General features: G+C 55.5%; 21 protein-coding genes. 7 read left to right on the plus strand and 14 right to left on the minus strand.

Going from position 1 to position 21,966, the window contains the following annotated elements; all coding sequences use genetic code 11:
• Together B2T33_RS19065 and B2T33_RS19070 are read right to left on the minus strand one after the other, a co-directional pair.
• A partial coding sequence (locus tag B2T33_RS19065) for a DUF3100 domain-containing protein (protein ID WP_286792896.1) occupies window positions 1–750 on the minus strand: 750 nt, incomplete at its 3' end.
• Window positions 751–980: 230 nt separating this feature from the next.
• Window positions 981–1,910 carry a LysR family transcriptional regulator gene (locus B2T33_RS19070; protein WP_008889214.1) on the minus strand — a complete coding sequence of 310 codons (930 nt, stop codon included), beginning with the start codon at window positions 1,908–1,910 and terminating at the stop codon, window positions 981–983.
• Between the two features lie 14 nt (window positions 1,911–1,924).
• Between B2T33_RS19070 and B2T33_RS19075 the strand changes: the two genes are divergently transcribed.
• The 3 genes from B2T33_RS19075 to B2T33_RS19085 are packed head-to-tail and all read left to right on the plus strand — an operon-like array spanning window position 1,925 to window position 4,583.
• Window positions 1,925–2,134, plus strand: a complete 210-nt coding sequence (locus B2T33_RS19075) for a hypothetical protein (protein ID WP_286792897.1) — start codon at window positions 1,925–1,927, stop codon at window positions 2,132–2,134.
• Window positions 2,131–3,045 (plus strand): NAD(P)-dependent oxidoreductase, encoded by a 915-nt coding sequence (locus B2T33_RS19080; RefSeq protein ID WP_286792898.1) that lies wholly within the window; start codon window positions 2,131–2,133, stop codon window positions 3,043–3,045. The genes B2T33_RS19075 and B2T33_RS19080 overlap by 4 nt, the downstream gene beginning before the upstream one ends.
• 2 nt (window positions 3,046–3,047) lie before the next feature.
• Window positions 3,048–4,583 carry an aldehyde dehydrogenase family protein gene (locus tag B2T33_RS19085; RefSeq protein WP_286792899.1) on the plus strand — a complete coding sequence of 512 codons (1,536 nt, stop codon included), beginning with the start codon at window positions 3,048–3,050 and terminating at the stop codon, window positions 4,581–4,583.
• Window positions 4,584–4,670: 87 nt separating this feature from the next.
• On the opposite strand, the gene B2T33_RS19090 is transcribed toward B2T33_RS19085, so the two are convergent.
• Window positions 4,671–6,308, minus strand: a complete 1,638-nt coding sequence (locus B2T33_RS19090) for an electron transfer flavoprotein-ubiquinone oxidoreductase (RefSeq protein WP_008889217.1) — start codon at window positions 6,306–6,308, stop codon at window positions 4,671–4,673.
• Window positions 6,309–6,581: 273 nt separating this feature from the next.
• On the opposite strand from B2T33_RS19090, the gene B2T33_RS19095 reads away from it, so the two are divergent.
• The 3 genes from B2T33_RS19095 (at window position 6,582) to B2T33_RS19105 (ending at window position 9,861) form a co-directional block, all read left to right on the plus strand.
• Window positions 6,582–7,472, plus strand: coding sequence for a uracil-DNA glycosylase (locus B2T33_RS19095; protein ID WP_286792900.1), 891 nt, complete (start codon window positions 6,582–6,584; stop codon window positions 7,470–7,472).
• A 232-nt stretch (window positions 7,473–7,704) separates the two neighbouring features.
• Window positions 7,705–9,558 carry a transglycosylase SLT domain-containing protein gene (locus B2T33_RS19100; RefSeq protein WP_286792901.1) on the plus strand — a complete coding sequence of 618 codons (1,854 nt, stop codon included), beginning with the start codon at window positions 7,705–7,707 and terminating at the stop codon, window positions 9,556–9,558.
• Window positions 9,559–9,573: 15 nt separating this feature from the next.
• The gene (locus B2T33_RS19105) at window positions 9,574–9,861 is read left to right on the plus strand and encodes a hypothetical protein (RefSeq protein ID WP_286792902.1); all 288 of its coding nucleotides are present in this window, start codon (window positions 9,574–9,576) and stop codon (window positions 9,859–9,861) included.
• A 15-nt stretch (window positions 9,862–9,876) separates the two neighbouring features.
• On the opposite strand, the gene B2T33_RS19110 is transcribed toward B2T33_RS19105, so the two are convergent.
• The 10 genes from B2T33_RS19110 to B2T33_RS19155 form a co-directional block, all read right to left on the minus strand.
• Window positions 9,877–10,593 carry a tetratricopeptide repeat protein gene (locus tag B2T33_RS19110; protein ID WP_286792903.1) on the minus strand — a complete coding sequence of 239 codons (717 nt, stop codon included), beginning with the start codon at window positions 10,591–10,593 and terminating at the stop codon, window positions 9,877–9,879.
• 46 nt (window positions 10,594–10,639) lie between these two features.
• On the minus strand, window positions 10,640–11,140 hold the full coding sequence (locus B2T33_RS19115; protein WP_286792904.1) for a cytochrome c-type biogenesis protein: 501 nt from the start codon (window positions 11,138–11,140) through the stop codon (window positions 10,640–10,642).
• Window positions 11,137–11,673 carry a DsbE family thiol:disulfide interchange protein gene (locus tag B2T33_RS19120; RefSeq protein WP_286792905.1) on the minus strand — a complete coding sequence of 179 codons (537 nt, stop codon included), beginning with the start codon at window positions 11,671–11,673 and terminating at the stop codon, window positions 11,137–11,139. Before B2T33_RS19120 ends, B2T33_RS19115 begins: the two co-directional genes overlap by 4 nt.
• The gene (locus tag B2T33_RS19125) at window positions 11,670–13,739 is read right to left on the minus strand and encodes a heme lyase CcmF/NrfE family subunit (protein WP_197146012.1); all 2,070 of its coding nucleotides are present in this window, start codon (window positions 13,737–13,739) and stop codon (window positions 11,670–11,672) included. The genes B2T33_RS19120 and B2T33_RS19125 overlap by 4 nt, the downstream gene beginning before the upstream one ends.
• 132 nt (window positions 13,740–13,871) lie before the next feature.
• Entirely contained in the window at window positions 13,872–14,360 is a 489-nt protein-coding gene (gene ccmE, locus B2T33_RS19130) for a cytochrome c maturation protein CcmE (RefSeq protein ID WP_008889225.1), read from the minus strand.
• A gap of 13 nt (window positions 14,361–14,373) precedes the next feature.
• Window positions 14,374–14,571, minus strand: coding sequence for a heme exporter protein CcmD (ccmD, locus tag B2T33_RS19135; protein ID WP_008889226.1), 198 nt, complete (start codon window positions 14,569–14,571; stop codon window positions 14,374–14,376).
• On the minus strand, window positions 14,568–15,356 hold the full coding sequence (locus B2T33_RS19140; RefSeq protein ID WP_197146011.1) for a heme ABC transporter permease: 789 nt from the start codon (window positions 15,354–15,356) through the stop codon (window positions 14,568–14,570). The genes ccmD and B2T33_RS19140 overlap by 4 nt, the downstream gene beginning before the upstream one ends.
• 60 nt (window positions 15,357–15,416) lie before the next feature.
• Window positions 15,417–16,082, minus strand: a complete 666-nt coding sequence (gene ccmB, locus B2T33_RS19145) for a heme exporter protein CcmB (protein ID WP_008889228.1) — start codon at window positions 16,080–16,082, stop codon at window positions 15,417–15,419.
• Window positions 16,079–16,792 (minus strand): heme ABC exporter ATP-binding protein CcmA, encoded by a 714-nt coding sequence (gene ccmA, locus B2T33_RS19150; RefSeq protein WP_197146010.1) that lies wholly within the window; start codon window positions 16,790–16,792, stop codon window positions 16,079–16,081. The genes ccmB and ccmA overlap by 4 nt, the downstream gene beginning before the upstream one ends.
• Window positions 16,793–16,931: 139 nt before the next feature.
• A complete protein-coding gene (locus B2T33_RS19155) occupies window positions 16,932–17,684 on the minus strand; it encodes a DUF1223 domain-containing protein (protein WP_252723984.1) in 753 nt (250 codons plus the stop codon).
• 279 nt (window positions 17,685–17,963) lie between these two features.
• Between B2T33_RS19155 and B2T33_RS19160 the strand changes: the two genes are divergently transcribed.
• Window positions 17,964–19,304 (plus strand): sodium-dependent transporter, encoded by a 1,341-nt coding sequence (locus B2T33_RS19160; protein WP_252723983.1) that lies wholly within the window; start codon window positions 17,964–17,966, stop codon window positions 19,302–19,304.
• 79 nt (window positions 19,305–19,383) lie between these two features.
• On the opposite strand, the gene B2T33_RS19165 is transcribed toward B2T33_RS19160, so the two are convergent.
• The gene (locus B2T33_RS19165; protein WP_286792906.1) at window positions 19,384–21,930 is read right to left on the minus strand and encodes an EAL domain-containing protein; all 2,547 of its coding nucleotides are present in this window, start codon (window positions 21,928–21,930) and stop codon (window positions 19,384–19,386) included.
• Window positions 21,931–21,966: the final 36 nt, after the last annotated feature.

Genomic DNA, 21,966 nt, shown 5'->3' on the forward strand with positions numbered 1-21,966 from the left:
AATAAACAGTCCGGCATAAAGACCCGTTGCATAGGTCAAAAGGTTGCTCGCCCCGGCAAGTGCAAGGATTTCGTCCTTCATGGAAGGGACAACTTCCGTCAGCGCACCAGTGCAGGCCGCCATCATTGATCCACTGCCGATCCCGCATGCCATTGCAAGGGCGCGCGGATCAAAAACATCAATGCTGGCAAACAGCGACGCCAGAATGGCAAAAATGAAGGTGCCGAAAAGTGTGCCGATCACATAGACGCCCATGACACCCGCACCTTCCGGGCTTTTAAGCGTGTAACGGTCGGCAATGATGGCAAGGTTCGGTTCACGTGCGATCGAGAAGGTCGCACCAATGGCCTCACGGCCCATTTTCAGGCCCCAAACCGCCAGCGGGAATGCCAGAACAATCGTGCCGAGGTTCCCAAGTTCCTGCAGCAACAGCGCAGGACCCGCTTCGATGATGGTTTCGATTGCCGGGCCGATGGTGGTTCCGAATTTGGCGATGAACGGCATGATCGCAATGACGATCAGCGGTGAGGCCGCCTTGACTTCTTTTTCACCGATGAACTTGCCAAATTTCGGCATGACATTCGGATTCATAAGGGCTGCCATGATAAAGGCATAAAGCAGCGGCAACAGAAGGATTGCCCCAATTCCCAACGGAATTTTGCGGATGCCGATCAGCTCGGCGATTGCCCCAATGATGATAACGGCTAAATGGAGCTTCCATAGCCCCATTTGTCCCCGAAGCGCATTCATTTCCCAGTCTCCTTGACAGACAGTGGCGTTTACGACGCAAGGACACCTTTCCCATTGATGCGGGAAACCAAACGCGCCTTGTCATCCCTGTAAAATCCGGCGACGCAAAATTCATCGTTTTGCCATTTTTAGATCCGGAATTTCCGACCGAGAATGGGAACATGCCGATTCATGGGCAAGTGCCATTTTGGGATGCTTCTGTTGCCGAAATGGCAACAGGTCACGCAAGGTTATTCATGTTCTTCGGGATACCAGGCGGAGCCAAATGCCTCCATCCGATCGCGGATCATGCCTGTAACAGCCCGCACAGCGGCGGTTTTGGGGCGCTCCTTACGCACCAGCAAGTGTGAAGGAACACGCGCCAGGAAGGGATCGGTCATCGGGATGGCAACGACTTCTCCTCTGCGTAGTTGTCGTGATACCGCAAACGCAGGCAGATAGGTAATGCCGCCCCCCGACAGGACAAAGTGAATGGCAACATTGATCGAATCGGCGGTCAGAAAAGCATCCCGCGCAACGCGATTTCCCGGATCGGCATTTGCCAAAAGTTTGGACACCCCGAAATTCTGATCCAGCAAGGCGGCCGGATAATTCAGCGTTTCATTCAGTTTGCAGCTTTGCTTGGAGGCAAGGGCAAATTCCGGCGGGACCAGCACGCAAAGCGGGCTGTGGTTTTCTGCAAGTAATTCGAGCTCTGGTGTGCGCGGCGGGTTGAAAACCAGCCCCAGATCATAGTCATCGCGTAGAATGCCATGGGTGATCTTCTCGGTTCCGGCAACATCGACTTCAAGCCGAATATCGGGGAACTCGTCGCGCAGAGGGCGGATCACGTGATTAACAAGATCGACAACAAAGCCCTCCCCGGTTGCGATGCGCACCGTCCCGGCAATGGCGCCACGGGCGGCGGCCAGATCAACTGCAAATGCTTCGTCGATTTCAATGCGCTTGCGTGCATGTGCCGCAACCATATGTCCCGTTTCGGTAAAGATGATCCCGCGTTTGGTGCGTTCCATCAAAAGCGTATTCAGATGGGCCTCAAGGCTTGAGATCTGTCGACTGATCGCGGAGGGGGCAATGCGCAAGTTCTCGGCAGCAGTCCGGATCGAACCGGCTTCGAAAACAGCCAAAAAATAACGGAGAGGTTTGTCATCGATCTTCATATCGGGGCTTCGAATTGTGGGGCGATGTCGTAATCAGAGCATATCTGTTGCTGTTTCGGCAACAACATGTTCCGGCAATTGATCTTGAAACAGCGGTGCTTCCGCCGGAAGTTGATCAGGAAATCAAAACAGAAAAGGGCGGAAAAGAGCGGTCAAAGGCGAAGATTGTCAACTTTGATACAGCGCGTAACGACCCCAAAGCAGCAAAGAGGCAGCAATCGTGACACAAACACACATCAATGACAGCGGAACCGTCGGGGTCATTGGGCTTGGAAATATGGGACTTGGCATGGCGCGCACACTTTTGCGCGAGGGTCACGCGGTAACGGGATTTGACCTTTCCGTCGAACGCCAGGCGGATGCTGCGCGCGATGGTGTGACCATTGTTGCCACCCAACAGGAACTTTTTAGTGCCTGTGAGACCATCATTCTTTCCTTGCCGACAGCACGCCACGTGCAAACCGTTCTGACCGGGGATAATGGCCTTGCATCTTGTGATCTTGCGCCGCGCCTGATCATTGATACGACAACGTCTGAACCCGATGTGACCCGCGAACTTGACGCGGCTTTGCGCGTGATCGGTCATGTCCTGATTGATGCGCCGGTCAGTGGTGGCCCCGCTGGTGCCAATAGTGGGCAACTGACCATGATGGTTGGCGGCGATGATGCCGGTTTTGCCAAGGCGATGCCGATTCTTTCAGTTCTGGGTGGCAAGATTACCCATGTTGGCCCGGTGGGGGCTGGTCATGCCGTCAAGATTATCAACAACATGCTGGTTGCGACCCATCTTTTGACCATGCGCGAAGCTGTTGCACTGGGCAAGGCGGCCGGGGTGGATACCAACTACCTGATCTCCGCACTTAATGCCGGTTCAGGGCGCAGTGCTGTTAGCGAAGTCAATTATCCGAAATGGGTTCTCACCGGGCAGTTTGACAGTGGCTTTACCATGGGGTTGATGCGCAAGGACATGCGCCTTGCCATGGATTTGGCATCGCAAAAGGACGTGGCGCTTCCGGTCAGTCAACTGGCCGGACAGATTTGGCAGGACAGCGCAGCGGCGCTTTCCGATGACATGGATTTCAATCGCATCACCGAATTGACCGCGAACACCAACACCGCCAAGGCAGGAGAATGACAATGAGCAGCGCAGATACCCTCATGGCCCGTGACTATGCCAAGGCCATGGCACCGTTCTTTGCCGATGGTGTTGTTGGCAGTTGGGTCAATGGTGCGATCATGCCGGGCAAAGGCGATGATATCGAATTGATCGATCCTGCAACCGGCAAGGCGTTCTTGACGTTCAATGATGCCGGTGGCGATGTAGTCGATGCAGCTATGAAGGCGGCGGTTGCTGGGCAGCGTGTCTGGTGGGCGATGACGGCGGCGGAACGTGGCCGCATTCTTTGGAAAATTGGCGCCCAGGTCCGCGATCATCTTGAACAGCTGGCACTTCTCGAATGCGTTTCTGCCGGTAAGCCGATCCGCGATACGCTGGTCGAGGTGCTTAAAGTCGCGGAGATGTTTGAATATTATGCCGGTTGGGCAGACAAGCTTCATGGCGATGTTATCCCCGTCCCGACCAGCCATCTGAACTATACCCGTCCCGAGCCATATGGCGTTGTTACGCAAATAACGCCCTGGAACGCGCCGATCTTCACGGCCGGTTGGCAGTTGGCCCCGGCCTTGTGTGCGGGCAATGCGGCGGTTCTTAAACCGTCGGAAATGACGCCGCTGACCTCTGTTGCGCTTGGCGTTTTGTCGAAAAAGGCAGGTTTGCCGGATGGTGTTATTTCGGTACTGGCAGGATTGGGCCATACCACGGGTGTTGCGGCGACAACCCACGATGCTACCCGCAAGGTCGTCTTTGTTGGATCCCCCAAAACCGGTTCTGTTATCGCGGCCCAAGCCGCCCAGAATATCGTGCCGTGTGTTCTTGAGCTTGGCGGGAAATCGGCAAACATCGTGTTCGAAGATGCCGATCTTAAGCGTGCCGTGACTGGCGCGCAGGCCGCGATCTTTAGCGGAGCCGGGCAAAGCTGTGTTGCCGGTTCGCGCCTGTTGGTCCAGCGTTCAGTGTTGGATCAGTTTCAGGAAATGCTGGTTACGGGTGCCAATCATATTCCGGTGGGCGATCCGCTTGATACCGCAACCCAGATTGGCCCGATCAACAATGATGCCCAGTATCAGACGGTAAATCGCCTGATCGCGGCGGGGCGTGCTGAAGGGGCCGATATTCTTGCGGGTGGTGCCCGCCCGGATGGGGGGGCTTGTGCCGATGGGTATTTCTTGCGTCCGACGGTTCTTGGCAATGTCCGCAACGATATGTCGATTGCGCGTGACGAAATCTTTGGACCGGTTGTTTCGGTCATCCCGTTTGAGGACGAGGCCGAAGCCATTGCCATCGCCAATGACAGCAAATTTGGCCTGGCCGGGGCGGTTTGGACCGGTGCGGTGGATCGCGCGCACAGGGTGGCAGCCAATGTGCGGGCCGGGACGTTCTGGATTAACAGCTATAAGACCATCAATGTCATGTCGCCGTTTGGCGGGTTTGGACATAGTGGCTATGGCCGATCCAGCGGCAAGGAAGGCTTGATGGAATATATGCAGCCCAAAAGTATCTGGACCGAAACCGCGGCAAATCCGCCGGTTGCTTTTGGCTATGCGCCAGAATGATCAAATGACCAAGTGACCAAATCATCAGACTGAATAATAAGGGCCGCAAAAAGCGGCCCTTATTTGTATGAGGAAAGTCAAAAAGGCTTACATATTCGGATAGTTAGGCCCGCCACCGCCTTCGGGCACGACCCAAACGATGTTCTGGGTTGGGTCCTTGATGTCGCAGGTTTTGCAATGCACGCAGTTTTGCGCGTTGATCTGCAGGCGCTTGCCACCATTGTCTTCGTCTTCGACGAATTCATAGACACCGGCCGGGCAGAAACGTGCCTCTGGCCCGTCATAGACGGCAAGGTTGGTGTTTACCGGAACACTTGCATCTTTCAGCGTCAGGTGGATCGGCTGATCTTCGCTGTGGTTGGTGTTCGACAGGAAGACCGATGACAGCTTGTCGAAGCTGATTTTGCCATCCGGTTTCGGATAGTCGATCTTTGGCATTTCTGCTGCTGGCTTCAGGCAGGCATGATCCGCATGGTTTTTAAAGGTCCAGGGTGCCTTGCCGCCGAACAGATAGGTATCAACCGCACTGTAGGCCATGCCACCCCAGAAGCCCCACTTGGCGAAGCTCGGTCGGATGTTACGCACCTTGTGCAGTTCCGGATAGACCCAGCTGTCTTTCAGACGCTGCGGGTAGCTGTCCATCTGTGCAGGCGTTTCGTCGGCCGTAAGGGCCTCAAACGCGGCCTCGGCGGCCAGCATGCCGGTCTTCATTGCGGTGTGCGAGCCCTTGATCTTCGGCACGTTCATGAAGCCCGCCGAACAGCCGATCAGGCAGCCGCCCGGGAAGACAAGATCCGGGATCGACTGGAAACCGCCTTCGTTCAGCGCACGTGCGCCGTACGAGATGCGACGACCGTTTTCAAAGATCTTGCGGATTTCCGGGTGCGTCTTGAAACGCTGGAACTCGTCAAACGGGCTGAGATGCGGGTTTTCGTAATCAAGACCGATCACGAAACCAACAACCACCTGATTGTTATCAAGGTGATAGAGGAACGACCCGCCATAGGTGTCCTTGTCCAGCGGCCAGCCAACGGTGTGCTGAATCAGGCCTTCCTTGTGGACTTCGGGGTCAACTTCCCAGAGCTCCTTGATCCCGATGCCATAGGTTTGCGGATCGGAATTTTTGCGCAGATCAAATTTCTTGATCAGCTGTTCGGACAGCGAGCCACGGCACCCTTCGGCAAAGAAGGTGTATTTGGCATGCAGTTCCATACCCGGTTCATGGTTCGGACCCGGCGTGCCATCACGTTGCAGGCCCATATCACCGGTGGCGATACCCTTGACCGATCCGTCTTCGTTAAACAGCACTTCGGCGGCGGCAAAGCCCGGATAAACTTCAACACCAAGGGCCTCGGCCTGTTCGCCAAGCCAGCGGCAAACATTGCCAAGGCTTACGATATAGTTGCCCTTGTTGTGCATCTGCGGCGGGGTCGGCAGCTTTTTCGCGCCAGTTTCGCTCAGCATCATGAACTGGTCTTCGCCAGCCGGCACGTTCAGCGGTGCGCCGCGTTCTTTCCAGTCCGGGAAAAGTTCATTGATCGAGCGCGGCTCCATCACGGCCCCTGAAAGGGTGTGTGCGCCGACCTCGGAACCTTTTTCAACCACACAGACGGTGATTTCTTTTTCCTGTTCCTGGGCGAGTTGCATCAGCTTGATGGCCGCTGACAGACCGGATACACCGGCACCAACAACGACCACGTCAAATTCCATGGATTCCCGTTCCATTTGGCCTCTCTCCTTTGGCTGGCGACCGTATCGAACTGTTTCCGTTCGTTGGCCGTGAGCCGGTATTCACCGTTCAGAGTCTCGCCCAAGCCCTGAATTCTCTCATAATTCTCTATGAATACAGCTATACCGATCATGGGATCAGTTGACAATCCATAGTCACGAACGGTGTCGCGTTTGTACTCTGGCACAAAGGACCCAAAATCGTATAAGGTCGTCCCAAGCAGCAGTCGCGATCCCGTTCGCGGTGCAACATACATCGCCTTAGTGTAGATGAGCAAACCAATTACAGACTTTGATGTAAATAATCTCGACCCGTTCGAGGCCCTTGTCTGGCAATTTGAAATGGGCGCGGATGAGGCCATCGCCGACGAGCCGCTTGACCGTTTCAAGGCGTCCGAAAGCCTGCGTCAGAACGCGTCGAACCGACCGGGATTTGGCGCGAATGCGGGCAACAACCCGCAGCGCCCGGCAGGGGCGTCGGCCCGTCCGGTACAGGCGGCTGGCAACGGCCCGGCACCAATCCCTGCTGGCGCGGATGGTGGGTTTTTACTGTCTGACACGCCGCATGAAGCACGCCAGTCCGCACGTGATGCAGCGGCCGCGGCAAACAGTCTTGAGGAACTCAAGGCGGCGATTGAAAAGTTTGAAGGCTGTGCCCTTAAGAAGTCCGCCAGCAATACCGTTTTTGGCACCGGCAATGTCGAGGCCAAGCTGGTTCTGGTCGGTGAAGCACCCGGTGCCGAAGAGGACCGTCAGGGACTGCCGTTTGTCGGGCCAAGTGGCAAGTTACTGGATGCCATGTTGCGATCCATCGGCTTGGCACGTGAAGAAGTTTACATCACCAATATCCTGCCATGGCGGCCACCGGGAAACCGCCAGCCGACCACAGCCGAAGTCGCAGTATGTGAACCGTTTGTGCGCCGTCATCTTGAATTGATCGGGCCCAAGGTTGTGGTGTGTCTTGGCGGCAGTTCGGCCAAGACCCTGATGGAAGAAGATCGCGGGATCACGCGTTTGCGCGGCACCTGGAAGGAAATTTCCTTTGCCGATGGCAAAAAGGCCGACCTGACCGCGATGTTCCATCCGGCCTATCTTCTGCGCACACCGGAACAGAAACGCCTTGCCTGGCGTGATTTGCGCGCGATTGCACAAAAGCTTTAAGGAATTGGCGATAAACTGACTGTATGCATGGGAGATATGCATGCGTTCGGGGTGCGTATTCTGGTGTGGGCCAAGTGCTTGATTCCAGATAAATGATTTCGCGGTTTGGCTGTTTGCTGCTATAAGGGACGCCGTTGCACGAGGGGGAACACCGCAGGCAACGGGTTGCGAGACCAAACTGCTTCGGGATAAACACGCGGCTTGAAAACAAGTCTCGTTGGGGAAACTAATTTTGATCGAAGCAATAAGAACACGCCTGCCGGGTGTCAAAAGCACCTTAAGGCAGGGCCTATTCTTCGCGTTTCTTGGCACCATGACCATCATGGGGGCCACGTCACCTGCTGTTTCCAGCACGCAGGAACAGGCGGCCCTTGGCAGCCCGGTTCTGGATGACGCGCTTTCGACCGTAATCCCCAAGCCACTTTCCGAACGTGACGCCGAACTTTACGAACAGATTTTTGCCGTTCAGGAACAGGGCCGTTGGCAAGATGCCGACCGCCTGATTTCGCGCCTGTCTGATGATGTCCTGATGGGGCATGTGATGGCGCAGCGTTATCTGCATCCGACGGCCTACCGTTCGCGTTACAAGGAACTGAAAGACTGGCTTGCCAGCTATGCAGACCATCCGCAGGCGCCGCGCATCTATAAACTTGCGCTGACACGTCGCGGATCGGCCAATTATCCGAAAAAGCCTGTGGGCAGCTATGTTTCGGGTGCCGGTTATGATTACGAGAACATCACGCCCTATTATCACAAGTCGTCCAAGAAGCTGTCGTCGAAGCAACGTTCGCGCGTCGCGACCCTGAAAAGTCGTATTCGCCATCGCATCGGCAGTGGCTGGCCGACCGGCGCGCTGGAAGTTCTTGAAAGTGATGAGGCGCAGCGTCTTTTTGATGCCTATGAGCAGGACCATGCCAAGGCGGCAATTGCATCAGGTTACTATTACTTTGGCAAACCGGACCTTGCGTTGAAATATGCCGGTGAAGCGGCAAAGCGTTCGGGCAAGTATCTGCCGCAGGCGCATTGGACGGCGGGCCTGACCGCCTGGCGTCTGGGCAAGATGGATGAATCACACGCCCATTTCGCAGCGCTGAGCACCAATAAATATGCATCCAGCTGGACCCGGACCGCCGGTGCGTTCTGGGCGGGGCGTATTGATCTGGCCGCAGGCCGGTTCGAAGAGGCCGATGCCATGTTGAACCGCGCGGCGGAATATCCGCGTTCGTTCTATGGTCAGTTGGCGATGCGCGCCCTTGGCCGTGATGATGTCTTTGACTGGGACAGTCTGGAACTTGATGAAAACCGTGCCAATAAGCTGAAGCTTGATCCGCATGGGCGTCGTGCGCTTTCGCTGTTGCAGATCGGGCAGCGCGATGAAGCCGAACGTGAATTGCGCAAGGCCGCGGCAAAAGATGATGATTCGCTGCGCCGTGCAGTTCTGGCGTTGACCGATACCGCCAACTTTGCATCGCTGACCATGCGCCTTGGCAGCTACATCGCCCAGAAGACCGGTGATGTGTTTGTAAACGCACTTTATCCGGTCCCGCCATGGGAGCCGGAAGGTGGTTACGAAGTTGACCGGGCGGTGATTTATGCCTTCATGCGTCAGGAATCAGGTTTCAACACCGACGCCCGCAGTCATGCCGGTGCGCGTGGTTTGATGCAACTGATGCCGGCAACGGCAAGCTATATCGGCAATACCCGTTACCGCGGTGAAAAGCGTGCCGAGCTGTATCAGCCGGAAATCAACCTGTCACTTGGGCAGAAATACGTTGATCACCTGCTTGAACAGAATGGCGTTGATAACGGCTTCTTGCAGTTGATGGCAGCCTATAACGGTGGCATTGGCAATCTTGGCCGCTGGCAGAAAGCGCTTAAGGACAATGTCGATCCGCTGTATTTCATCGAAAGCATTCCGTCGCGTGAAACCCGACTGTTCATCGAACGCGTGATGGCAAACCTTTGGATGTATCGTTCGCGGTTCGGTCAGGAAACGCCGTCGCTTGATCTTCTTGCCGCCGGTGAATGGCCAACCTATCAGCCGCAGGATCAGGAAAATGATCGCGGCCTGACGGCCCAGCGTTAAGCACAATCATCTGCGATGACAGCCAGTAACGGCGACACCCCGCAAAAGAACCCATCACATGACAAGGACCGCCGCCCGGATCAGGGGACGGTCCTTGATCGTATCAAGATGCCGCCCATGAGCGGCGAAGAAGCGTTGCGACGGTTTAACGAGGGGCAGTCATCGGCAAATGGCGCCGGGAATGCGCCGCAGCCGGGCGAGCTTGAAAACCTTCATCCGATCATAAAGCTGATTGCACTGGGCGGGACATTGGTTCTGATTGTCGCGGTGTTGCTTGGGGTGCTTTATCTGTTTGCGGCCTAGTTACAGCAATCCAGACTAGTCGGCGCTGATCACGGCATCGGCACTGGATTGCAGGGCCTTGATTTCGCTTTCGGTAGCATTGCCAAGCGGGTCGTCCTTTGGAAGGTCGCGATAAAGGTCGCTAAGCACGCGAAGCGCCTGATCGGACTTGCCATTTTGTTTCAGCATCATGCCGTAATAGTAGCGTGCCAACAGATGGTTGGGCATTTGGCCTAGGGCATGAAGTACAAGGTCGCGTGATGTACTGTCGATCTGGCCATCCTGGGCGGTGATGCGGGTATCGGCATATTCGATGGCAAGCAACGGATTGTGCCCTGAAAGGGCATAGGCCTGCGCAAAGGCGGCAACGGCGCGTTCAATATTGCCAAGGCGGAGCGATCCACGTGCGAGCGCGACCCAGCCTTGAAGATTGCGCGGGTTTACCTCAAGCGAGACGACAATCTGATTAAGCAAACGCCTGATCTGTTGATCGGTTTTGAAATCCGGGTCGGTGGCGTTGTCGGCAACGGCGGCGGCTGCGGCCAGGTTGCGTTCACCTGCACGGTCTGCATAGGGCCGCGATGGCAGGGTCGGGCTGCCAATGATCGCATAAAGACCCAGTGCCGCGACGACCGGCAGTGCGGCAAACGTCACACGGCGTGCACGCGATCCGTGCCCGTCGGACTTCGGCAGGCTTGCATAGAGTGCAGAACCCGCCAAAACTGCCAGAACCGTCAAGCCAACCCAGATCACGCGAAACCTCCGACCGGTCGACGATATGTCAGGCGATCACGTTTCATCAGGACTTGCCGTCATCATTTGAAGTGCCAAGAAGTTCGTCCAGACGGTCCTGTTCGTCTTTTGATAGGGATTTGGATGCCGGGGAACCTTCACGCTGCTTGCGGCGATAGAATGCAAAGACCGCCAGCAAGGCCAGCACCACCAGTACAGCCGGGCTTGCCCACAGGATATAGGTTTCCGGTTTTAACGGCGGGTTCAAAAGGACATAGTCGCCATAGCGCGCAACGATATAGTCAATGACCTCTTCGTTATCGTCGCCGGCAACAAGGCGTTCACGCACCAGCACGCGCAGATCACGCGCCAGTTCGGCATCAGAATCATCAATCGACTGGTTTTGACAGACAAGGCAACGCAGTTCCTTGCTGATTTCGCGCGCGCGCTCTTCAAGAACCGGGTTGGACAGCATTTCATCGGGGTTGACCGCAAATGCCGGGTTCGATGCAATGACCGGAACCAGAATGGCAAGTGCGCCAAAAACAAGTTTGAAGCGGCTTATCATCCCTTTAACTCCGCGATTTTCGGCAGCAGGACCTTTTCAAGGACTTCGACCGTAACGGGCCCGACATGCTTGTATCTGATTTGGCCGGTGCCATCGATGATGAAGGTTTCCGGAACACCATAGACACCAAAATCAATGCCGGTCCGGCCCGACAGATCCATGCCGACAGCGGCATAGGGATCGCCAAGTTCGGCCAGCCATTTCACACCGTCCTCGGGATCCTTTTCCTTGTAATTCAGGCCATAGACCGGAACGTTGGCTTCGCGCGACAGGCGTTTGATCAGCGGATGTTCTGCGCGACACGGGACGCACCAGCTTGCAAAGACGTTCAGAACCGATACCTCGCCCTTGGTCAGATCCGCACGCGACAGGCCCTTGTCCCGGCCCGGTAGTGGCGGCAGCGAGAATTCCGGTGCCGGTTTATCGATCAGGACCGATGGCACAACCGATGCATCCTTGTCGATGTTTAACAAGAACACCCCGGCCAGTGCGGCAAACAAAACCAGCGGAATGACAGCGATCGAAAATCTCATGAAGCGGGAACTCCAGTCTTCTTGAAGCGCAGGATTACGCGCGTGAGGATGCTGAAACATCCACCGATCAACATCAATAACATGCCACCCCAGACCCAGGGCATCATGGGCAAATAATGAACCGTTACCACCCGGCCGCCGTCATCATCACGGTCACCGATCGAGACATGCAGATCGCCATCGCGACCATGCCAGATATCGGCTTCGCGGGTTTCAACGCCACGGATCGGGTAATAGCGAATTTCAGGGAAAAGTTCGGTGACCGGCAGGGAGTGCCGATACAGGATAAAGGTCGCCTGACGGGTGGCATAGTTTTCACCAGCCAGAAGCGAGACACCTTCATATTGCAGGTTATAGGGGCCTGCCTGAATGCTTTGTCCGGCACGGGCAGAGACAACAACCTGTTCTTCCCAGATGCTGCTGGCCGATCCACCTGCAATCAGGATTGCAAGGCCGATATGGGAAAGGGTCATGCTGATATAGCGCGGACCCAGAAGTTGCAGATTGCGATATTTGCTTTCGCCGTATTCAGGGTGACGCCAAAGCCGCGCCCACAGATCACTTAGCGACGCGGTCAGAACCCAACCGGCAAGACCGATACCGATCAGCGGTGCGGGGGACAGGTCGATAAAGCGGATGGAAACGAACAGCACCGTGATGAGCGACAGGATGGCTGCAAGCTTCATGCGCCGCCCGATCATCCAGACTTCATCCTGTCGCCAGCGCAGTGCTGGCGCAAAGGCCATCAGAAACAGCAAGGGCAGAACAATCGGGATCAGAGCTTTGACATAGAACGGCGCACCGACCGTGATCGGGTCGCCCGTAATCCATTGCAAAACCAGTGGATAAATCGTTCCGATCAGCACGACAGCAGCAACCAGCGACAGCATCACGCTGTTAAGGAACATCGCACTTTCGCGCGAAATGACATCAAAACCGCGACCATCGCCCATCTGATCGACAGATCGCCAGAACAGGTAATAGGCGACCGCAAACACCAGACAGAACGCGACCAGAAGTCCGGTACTGTCAATCGGCAGAAGCTGTGTTTCGGGCAGGGGCGCAAACAGATCTGATCGGGTCAGGTAGACCCCGAACCATCCCACCGCAAGCGTCGTGATGCCCAGAAAGGCTGTCCAGGCGCGCAGGGTTTCGGTTTTTTCCAAAACAGCCCGGCAATGCAAAAGGGCGGTTGCCAGCAACCATGGTAACAGAAGGCTGTTTTCCGCCGTATCCCAGTACCACCAGCCACCCCATGCCTGTTCGCTGTAGGAGCGATAGGCATTGATCGCAATCGCGGTGCCAAGGCAGACCCAGGAAATAATGGTCCAGGATCGCATGGTTTCGGCAAACCGGCGGTCAATCTTGCGGTCAAGCAACCCGGCCAGTGTCATGGCAAAGATACCGGCAAGCCCCGCCAGACCAAGATAAAGAAACGGTTCACGCAGAACTTTAAGAAGGTCCTGGCTTTGCGGGTTCATCCCACGACCGTCAAGTGGCGCAACAGTGACGCGCAGGAACGGGTCGGCATCAATCAGTGTCACGACACCAAGAATTGTGATCAGTGCGCCAAGAACGGAAAGGGCATTGCGCGCAAAGCGATCGGTACAGATGGCCGCAGAACTGCGCAGTTGGATGGCAATCAGAAGATTGACCAGTGAAAGGGCCAGAAGCCACAGCAGCATGGCCCCGCCATCGGGGGTAAAAGCCGCCCCAATGCGATAAAGCAATGGTGTCGATGAATGACTGACGTTCGAGACGATGGGCAGGGTGAAGTCACTAACGATAAAGGCATTGATCAACGCCCCCTCGGCCAGAAGGCCAAGTATCAGAATGACCGCAGGCAAAAGAAACAGACTGGCCGGTTTTACCGTAGTCTGCCCGAAAGCACCGTCATTATCATCGTCATCGGAAAAGGCGGGGCTGCCTGCCGGTGTGGCAGAAGCCCGTTGCGGGGAGAGCATGAGCAGCGATGCACGTAGCCAAAGCGGGCTGAACAGGATCGCCTGTCCAATTCCCGTGACCACCATCAGCAGCAGGGCAAAATGTCCTAACTCTGCAAACATGTGCGTCTATGACTTCCCCAATAGTTCCCCTGCGCCCTATTGCCCGATCGGTCGGGTACAGATCAAGGGGCAATGGTCGCGGCTATGTTTTTCTTGCGCGTATGGTCGGGCTTTATGGCGGCAGAATGTGGCTTAATTGCGCATTTGTTCGGCGTTCTTGGCTTCGATTTCTTCCCAATAACCGCTTTTCTTAAGCGATTCGGCGACTTCAGGCGGCATGTAGTTTTCATCATGCTTGGCCAGAACTTCGGATGCGACAAAGGTACCGTCGCTGTTCATATGGCCTTCGGCGACAACACCCTGACCTTCGCGAAACAGATCAGGCAAGATCCCGCGATAGGAAACCGGCACACTTTCGGCCATGTCAGTGACGACGAAGGCGATGGTTTGCCCATCATCCTGTTTTGCAACCGACCCTTCAACCACAAGGCCGCCAATCCGCAAACGCTGATCGGGGTCAATCGGTGATTTCTCGGCGATTTCGGTCGGGCTGAAGAAGAACACCACCGAATCTTCAAATGCCGTCAGCATCAGGGCCGCGGCACTGCCAACCGCGAGCAAGATCGCCCCGATGACATACATGCGTTGGCGTTTACGGATTTTTGCGCGGGAAAGTGACACAGTCGTTCTCCGTTCAGGATGCCTGTTGGGTCTTTTTGGTTCGGCGGGGGCGCCGTGATTGCAAAACCGCTTCAAGCTGTTCGCGTTCGATCCGGCTACTGCGTAAGCCGCGTAGCGTTGCAATCAGCAAAACGATCATGGCTAGGGCGGTAACGCCGTAACTTGCCCAGATATAGCCGCCATAGCCGCCCATTGAGAAGAATTCACTCATTGCTTGGCCTCCGCATTGTGACCCGCTTCATAGGCTTGTTCTTTTGCCGATGCCGGGGTTTCGGGATCTTCAAACATGCCTGACAAATGCAGGGCGCGAATGCGTCGTTCGTTCAGTTCCAGTCGAACCCTGAGGATCAGAACAACGAAGTAATAGCAGGTGAAACCAAGGATCATCAGGGCAAGCGGCAATTGCATGCTCGGATCGACGGCCGGGCCATCCATGCGCACGATCGAGGCTGGTTGATGCAGTGTATTCCACCAGTCGACCGAGAATTTGACAATCGGCACATTGACCGCCCCGACCAGTGCCAGCGCCGATCCGGCCTTTGATCCGCGTTCCGGATCGTCAAAGGCATTCACCAGCGCCATGTAACCGAGATACAGGAACAACAGGATCAGCATCGATGTCAGACGCGCATCCCACACCCACCAGGTGCCCCACATCGGTTCGCCCCACAGCGATCCGGTAATCAGGCAAAGGGCGGTAAAGGTCGCGCCGACCGGTGCGGTGGCGCGCGCGCAGATATCAGCCAACGGGTGTTTCCAGATCAGGCTCATCGCGCCGCAAATTGCCATACCGACATAGCAAAACAGCCCCATCCATGCGGCGGGGACATGGATATACATGATCCGCACGGTGTGGCCTTGCTGGTAATCAACCGGCGATCCGATCAGGGAAAAATAGAGGCCGGCCGCGATCAGGATCACGGTCAGAGCCGACAGCCACGGCAGGATCGGGGCTGTAAATTTCAAAAACACACTTGGTTTAGCAAAGCGATGCATTTTTCTTATCCTTGGTGCGGAAATCCGCAAAGGGTCATCCCGTCTCGTCGTCTTGTTGTTTTATTCCATGGCCTGGCGTACGGCATGGGCGGTGGCAAAGGGTGCGGCTGCCAATGTCAAAAGCAGGATGGCGGCCATGATCTGTAATTGCGCGGTCGCCGAAATTCCAAGCAGGGCGGCCTCAACTGCACCGGCCCCAAATATCAGTACCGGAATATATAGTGGTAAAACTAGAAGTGATACAAGAACTCCGCCACGTCGCGCGCCAAGTATGAGTGCTGCGCCAATCGCCCCGATCAGGCTAAGTGCCGGTGTACCAAGCAACATGGCGATCATTAAAGTGACAAAACCGTCCTGATCCATATTGAGCATCACCGCCATCAGTGGGGCCGCAATGATCAATGGAAGGCCGGTTGTCAGCCAATGTGCAAGCACCTTGCCCAGGATCAGAAGTTCGAGTGACACCGGTGACAAGGTCAGAAGTTCAAGCGTTCCGTCTTCGTAATCGGCCTGAAACACGCGTTCGAGCGACAGCATGGCTGCCAGCAGGGCAGAGACCCAAATCACCCCCGATGCGATACGTGCCAGAATATTGACTTCCGGGCCGACACCGAACGGGAACAGCGTGGTGGTAACGATAAAGAACGCCACGACCATCACGGAATCCGCGCCCTGTCGCAGGGCAAGGCGGAGATCACGTTGCAGAATGGCCAGAAAACCGTTCATTGCGCGGCCTCCTGCGATGAGCCTGCACGCTTTGTCGGCGCCATGTCTTCGAGGTCGTCCTGCTCGGCCAGCCATTCGACCATCGGGATGGCAAAATCATCAAGATCGAGAATGGTCGGGTTTTCGACATCAAGATCGATATGGGTTGAATAGACGACAATGCCACCGCGGCCACGAAATTCGGTGATCAGTTGGGCCAGCTCGGCACAGCTTTCGCGATCCAGCCCGACGGTGGGTTCATCCAGCAACCAAAGATCGCTTTGCCCGATCAGAACGCGGGCAAGGGCGGTGCGCCGTTTCTGGCCACTTGAAAGATACCGACCGGTAACCCGTGCAAGATGATGGATTTGAAGGGCTGTTAACGCCCGGTCAATTGCAGGTTCAAGATCACGAACACCGCGCAACTGGCCCCACAAACGCAAATTATCATGCACCGTCAGAACCGGTTTGATCGCATCCTGATGACCCAGATAATGGGTGCGCGCATGATGGGCGGTGCGATCCTCTGCGATGTCTTCACCGTTCCAGCGAAGGTCACCAGAACGCGGTGCCACAAGGCCTGCCATCAGGCGCAACAGGCTTGATTTCCCGGCACCATTTCGACCGCGCAGCATCACGGCGTCACCGGATCTGGCCGAAAAGGACAGGCCGCCAAATACCAGTCTTTCGCCGCGGAGGCAGGTCAGATCAGAACCGCTAAAATCAGCCATATAACCCGTTAGATTGTCTGAAATTCATTCTGTAACACGTCATGATATAACGCGTTACAGCGTATTATTCATGCAATAACCGACAATCGACGGGTTGGCATTGTTTCAAATCAATCCAAACTCACGATCAAACAGGGAATCAGTCGTCGAAACGGACCATGGACGCACCGATGATCGGGCCGCCACGCCCGTTCTGGATCAAGACGGCGATCCCCCCGTCATAGGCGGCTTTCATGGAAAACGGGATTTTCTGCTGACTGGTGCCATCCCATTGGCCAAGGCTGATCATGTCGCGTACGACATTGGCATTCACCAGTCGCTTGCCGGCGTTTTCGCCTGAAAGCACATCGCGCTGATGTTCGCGATCAAAGCCGATCAACCAGATCTGCGAAATCTGTCCCGGGTTTGGTTTGCCAACACCGTGCAAGGAAACAGTGCCCTTTGCCGGAAGCGTGTGATCAATGGTGCTTAGATGGATATCCGCAAGGTCGCGCAACGGGGCAACCGTGGTGCTGGTGGTTTCGATCTGCTGTCTGGCGGTGGCGCGTACCACGTGATCACCATTGATGATGACCTGCGGGGTATAGACGTAACGTTCACGCATGCGATTGGCATAGTCGCGTTGACGTTCGCTATATCGGGCGTCGGAGAACGGATCTTCCCAACCAAGATAGTTCCAGTAATCAACGTGATAGGACAGCAACAAAAGATCATCATGCTGATCTGCCAGATCATGCAGAACCTGATCGGCTGGCGGGCAGGAGTTACATCCTTGGGACGTGTAAAGTTCGACGACCGCGCGCGGCAAAACACTTTCAGCAGCCCTTGCGGGTGAAGATACGGTCATGAGCAACAGTGCAAGCGCACTTAAAAGGGGGCGAGGGTTTTTCATGACATTGATCATGCCTGAAAACCACCATCACCGACCAATCACAAGGCCTTGAAATCAGCAGTAGGTGTAAAGTGGAAGATATTTGCGCGTTTGCGTGGATCTTTGAAAGGAGATTTCCAAAGATTGATGCTATGAGCTGCGGACCAATCGGAACCAGTTCTGGGGAGCTGTCCATTGCAAAGGAACAAACGACCTTTGCGTTAAATGAAAAATGCGGAACTGATCTGCTGGTGGGAGCTTAATCTGGCAAGATCGGTCCAATACGAGGTTTGCAAGCGAATGATGAAACGCGAACACTGGGGCTCACGCCTTGGATTTATTCTGGCGGCCGCCGGGTCGGCTGTTGGACTGGGGAACATCTGGAAGTTCCCGTATATGGCTGGCGAGAATGGCGGTGGCGCATTCTTGGTGATCTATCTCGCGCTGGTCTTTACCATCGGTATTTCGGTCATGCTGGCCGAATTCGTGATCGGCCGCATGTCGGAAAAGAACGCGATTGGCGCATTTGCCAAACTTAAAGGTGGGCTTTGGCCGATCGTTGGTTTGTTTGGCGTTGCTGCCGCCTTCATGATTTTGTCGTTTTATTCGGTCGTTGCCGGCTGGACGCTGTCCTACATGATCAAGGCCGTCACCGGGGCGCTTTTGATCGAAGATCCGGCAGCCCTTGGCGATATCTTTGGCAGCTTCATCAGTGATACGACCTCGCCGTTGATTTTCCATGCGATCTTCATGGCACTGACCATTTTCGTTGTGCTTTCCGGTGTTGGCGCCGGTATTGAGCGCGCGTCGAAAATCCTGATGCCAGCCCTGTTTGCGCTTTTGATCGTTCTGATCGTACGGTCGGTTACGCTTCCGGGCGGCATGGAAGGTGTGGCCTTCCTGCTGTCGCCGGACTTTTCGAAAGTGACCTGGGCAACGGTTTCGGATGCACTGTCGCAGGCCTTCTTCTCGCTGTCGCTGGGGATGGGGGCAATGATCACTTATGGCTCTTACCTTGCTAAGAAAGAAAACCTTCCGGGCTCTGCCGGTTGGGTCACCCTGCTGGACTCGGCTGTTGCCGTTCTGGCCGGTCTTCTGGTTCTTCCGGCGGTGTTTGCCTTCGGCTTTGATCCGAGTGCCGGACCGGGCCTGACCTTTATCACTCTGCCAGCTGTGTTCGCGCAGATGCCGTTTGGTTCGTTCTTTGCCTTCCTGTTCTTCCTGTTGTTGGCGATTGCGGCTTTGACCTCTGCGGTTTCGATCCTTGAAGTGGTTGTTGCCTATTTCGTCGATGATCGTGGGATCAATCGCAAAACCGCGGCTGTGGTTCTTGGTTTCGTGATCTTCCTGCTTGGTATTCCGTCGTCGCTTTCGATGGGGGTCATGGCGGATGTCGAGATCCTGTGGGGCAAGAACTTCTTTGACCTGATGGACTTCGTCAGTTCGAGCCTGCTTTTGCCGATTGGCGGGTTGTTGATTTCGCTGTTTGTGGGCTGGATCGTCTGGGGCAAGGCCCAGGAAGAAATCGCAGCACATAACGGAATTGTACCGGTATGGATCGGTGCGTGGGGCTTGATCGTCAAGTTTGTCGCACCGCTGGCGATTGCCTTTATCTTGCTTAAAGGTCTTGGCGTTTTCTAAGTCAGGTTTGCTGATAGGCATATGCGAAAGGGCGGGGAAATTCCCCGCCCTTTTTTGTTGTTTGCTGGTCGTCTTGGTTCTACAGGGCGGCTTCCCTGGCAAGCTTGGAAACAGATTCTGCGCTCATCGGTTGACCCAGCAGATACCCCTGGATCAAGTCACATCCGGCCTTGCGCAGCACGTCAAGCTGATGCTGGTTTTCGACGCCTTCGGCAACGCAGGTTTTGCCAAGGTTACGCGCCATATTTATGATCGTAATCGGCAAGGTTTCACCATCCGGGCCGTCTTCGATGTCCCAGACAAAACTGCGATCAAGCTTGATCACATCAAAGGGCAATGTGCGCAGATAACTCAGGCTCGAAAATCCGGTCCCGAAATCATCAAGTGCGATGCGCACGCCAAGATCACGCAGGCGCTGCAATTTGGTCCGCATATCGTCGATATTGCGCATGAACAGGCTTTCGGTGACTTCGATTTCCAACCGGTCGGCAGCCACACCCTTGTCAACGATGATGGCGCGAAGCTGTTCGGCAAAATCCATCGATCCATAGAACTGCTGAACTGACACATTCACCGCAAGGCGCAGGTTGTGTAAGCCTTCCTGACGCCAGGCAACCAATTGCTTGCAGGCGGTGCGAATGACCCAGCGGCCCAACTCGCCGATTACACCCATTTCCTCAGCAATCGGGATGAAGGTCGAGGGCGGAATGGTTTTACCCTCGGCCGTCGTCCAGCGCAGCAAGGCTTCTACCCCGGCGATTTCACCGGTTTTTGCATCAAATTGCGGCTGATAGACAAGATGGAGTTCTTCATTGTCGATCGCGCGGCGCAAGGCAGTTTCAAGGGCAAGGTCCGCCCCCTTTTGACTGTGCAGATTGACGCTGTAAAGTCCGACCCGGTTACGTCCCTGTTCCTTGGCCTGAACCATTGCCAGTTCGGCACAGCGAATGATGTTGCTGGTGTCATTGGCATCTTCGGGGAAGGACGCAATGCCAATACTGGCCGAAAGGTAAACGTCTTCGCCCTTTCGGGTCAGATGGGCTTCGCCAAGGCGCATCAGAAGACTTTCTGCGATCCCGACGGCTTCCTGTTCGGTGTTCACATTTGGCAGGATTGCGGCGAATTCGTCGGCACCGATACGGGCGATGACAGCATCCTGGCCAAGTTCGCGGCTGATGCGACGTGATACTTCGACCAGCACATCGTCCCCGATATTATGACCAAGGGCATTGTTGACGCGCTGGAAGTTGTCGATATCGAGCATGGCAACCGTGAGCGGGCGTCCGACCCGGCGGGCGCGTCCGATATGAAGCGACAAAAGCTCCGAAAACCGGCGGCGGTTTGGCATGCCGGTCAACTCATCGGTAAAGGCAATCCGCAGGACATCTTCGCGGTTTTTCTCACGTCCACTGATGTCGGTGAAAATCGAAGCGTAGTGGGTGATTGTGCCTTCGCCATCCCGAACTGCCATGATCGAAAGCCATTCGGCATAAATCTCGCCCGACTTGCGTCGGTTCCAGATTTCGCCTTCCCATTTTCCGGTGCGTGCCAAATCCGCCCAGAGCTTGGCATAGAAAGCCTTGTTCTGGCGTCCCGACTTCAAAATCGCCGGTGTCTTGCCGATCACTTCTTCGGCCTGATAACCGGTGACGCGCGTGAAGGCCGGATTGACGGCCTCGATCTCTGACTGCGCATTGCAGATCATCACACAGTCCGGGGAATTTTCGATCAGTTTGTTGGCAAGGGCCAGGGACTGGCGCGCCTTGGTAATTTCGCTGCCACTGTCTTCGGCCAGACTGCTTAGATGGATCAGGTAATCCTGTTCGATAAATTCAAGCAGATCGGCAAAGGACAAAACCCCGATGGTTTCGCCGTTGTGGTTATGAACCACAAGATGACGGAAATTGTCGCGCATCATCATTCTGCGCGCGTCATCAAGGTTCATGTCCTGACGAATGAAGGTTACCGGGCGGGTGGCGATGTCACCTGCAGTCAAGTTTTCATGTTCTTCTGCCAGATGGCGCAAGATATCACGTTCGGTGATAATGCCGGTTTGCAGTTCTGCCGGTTGGTCGTTCGGGAAACCGGAAATGATCGCGCTGTCGCATTTTTCGGAATGCATGCGCTGACGCAGTTCCCAGACCCGAATGTCCTTGTGGGCAAACACGGTGGATTGGCGAACCGCATCGGCAACATCGTTGGCAATGAACGGCTTTTTGTCACCGACATGACGGATGAGGTCGGTCTGACTGATGATCCCTACAAGGCAGCCATGCGCATCAATGGTGACAAGATGGCGCACGCCACGATCGCGCATGCGCACGATTGCCGATTGCGGGGTGGCATGGACCGAAATTGTATGTACCGGTTGGGACATACGCGTTGAAACCGGTTCAGAAAGGGCGGCCGAGGTTGACGGTGGCAACGATAGCAAATCGTGTTCGGTCAGAATTCCCACAGGCTTGTTGTCCACCACAATAATGACGGAGCTGCTGTTGGCCTTGCGCATTTTGGCCGTGGCGTCGCCGAGGGACGTTTGCGGTGTACAGCTTAAAACTGTTCCGGGGGAAAGTGTGCCGACCGTCAGACCAAACGGGCGTCCATCGGAGGATGTGGGGCGTATCATGCGCGTTTGCTCTGTTCGACTGATCTTTTTCGGTTT

The sequence above is a fragment of the Thalassospira sp. UBA4513 genome, from assembly GCF_002388495.1.
GTDB classification, from domain to species: Bacteria; Pseudomonadota; Alphaproteobacteria; order Rhodospirillales; family Thalassospiraceae; genus Thalassospira; species Thalassospira tepidiphila.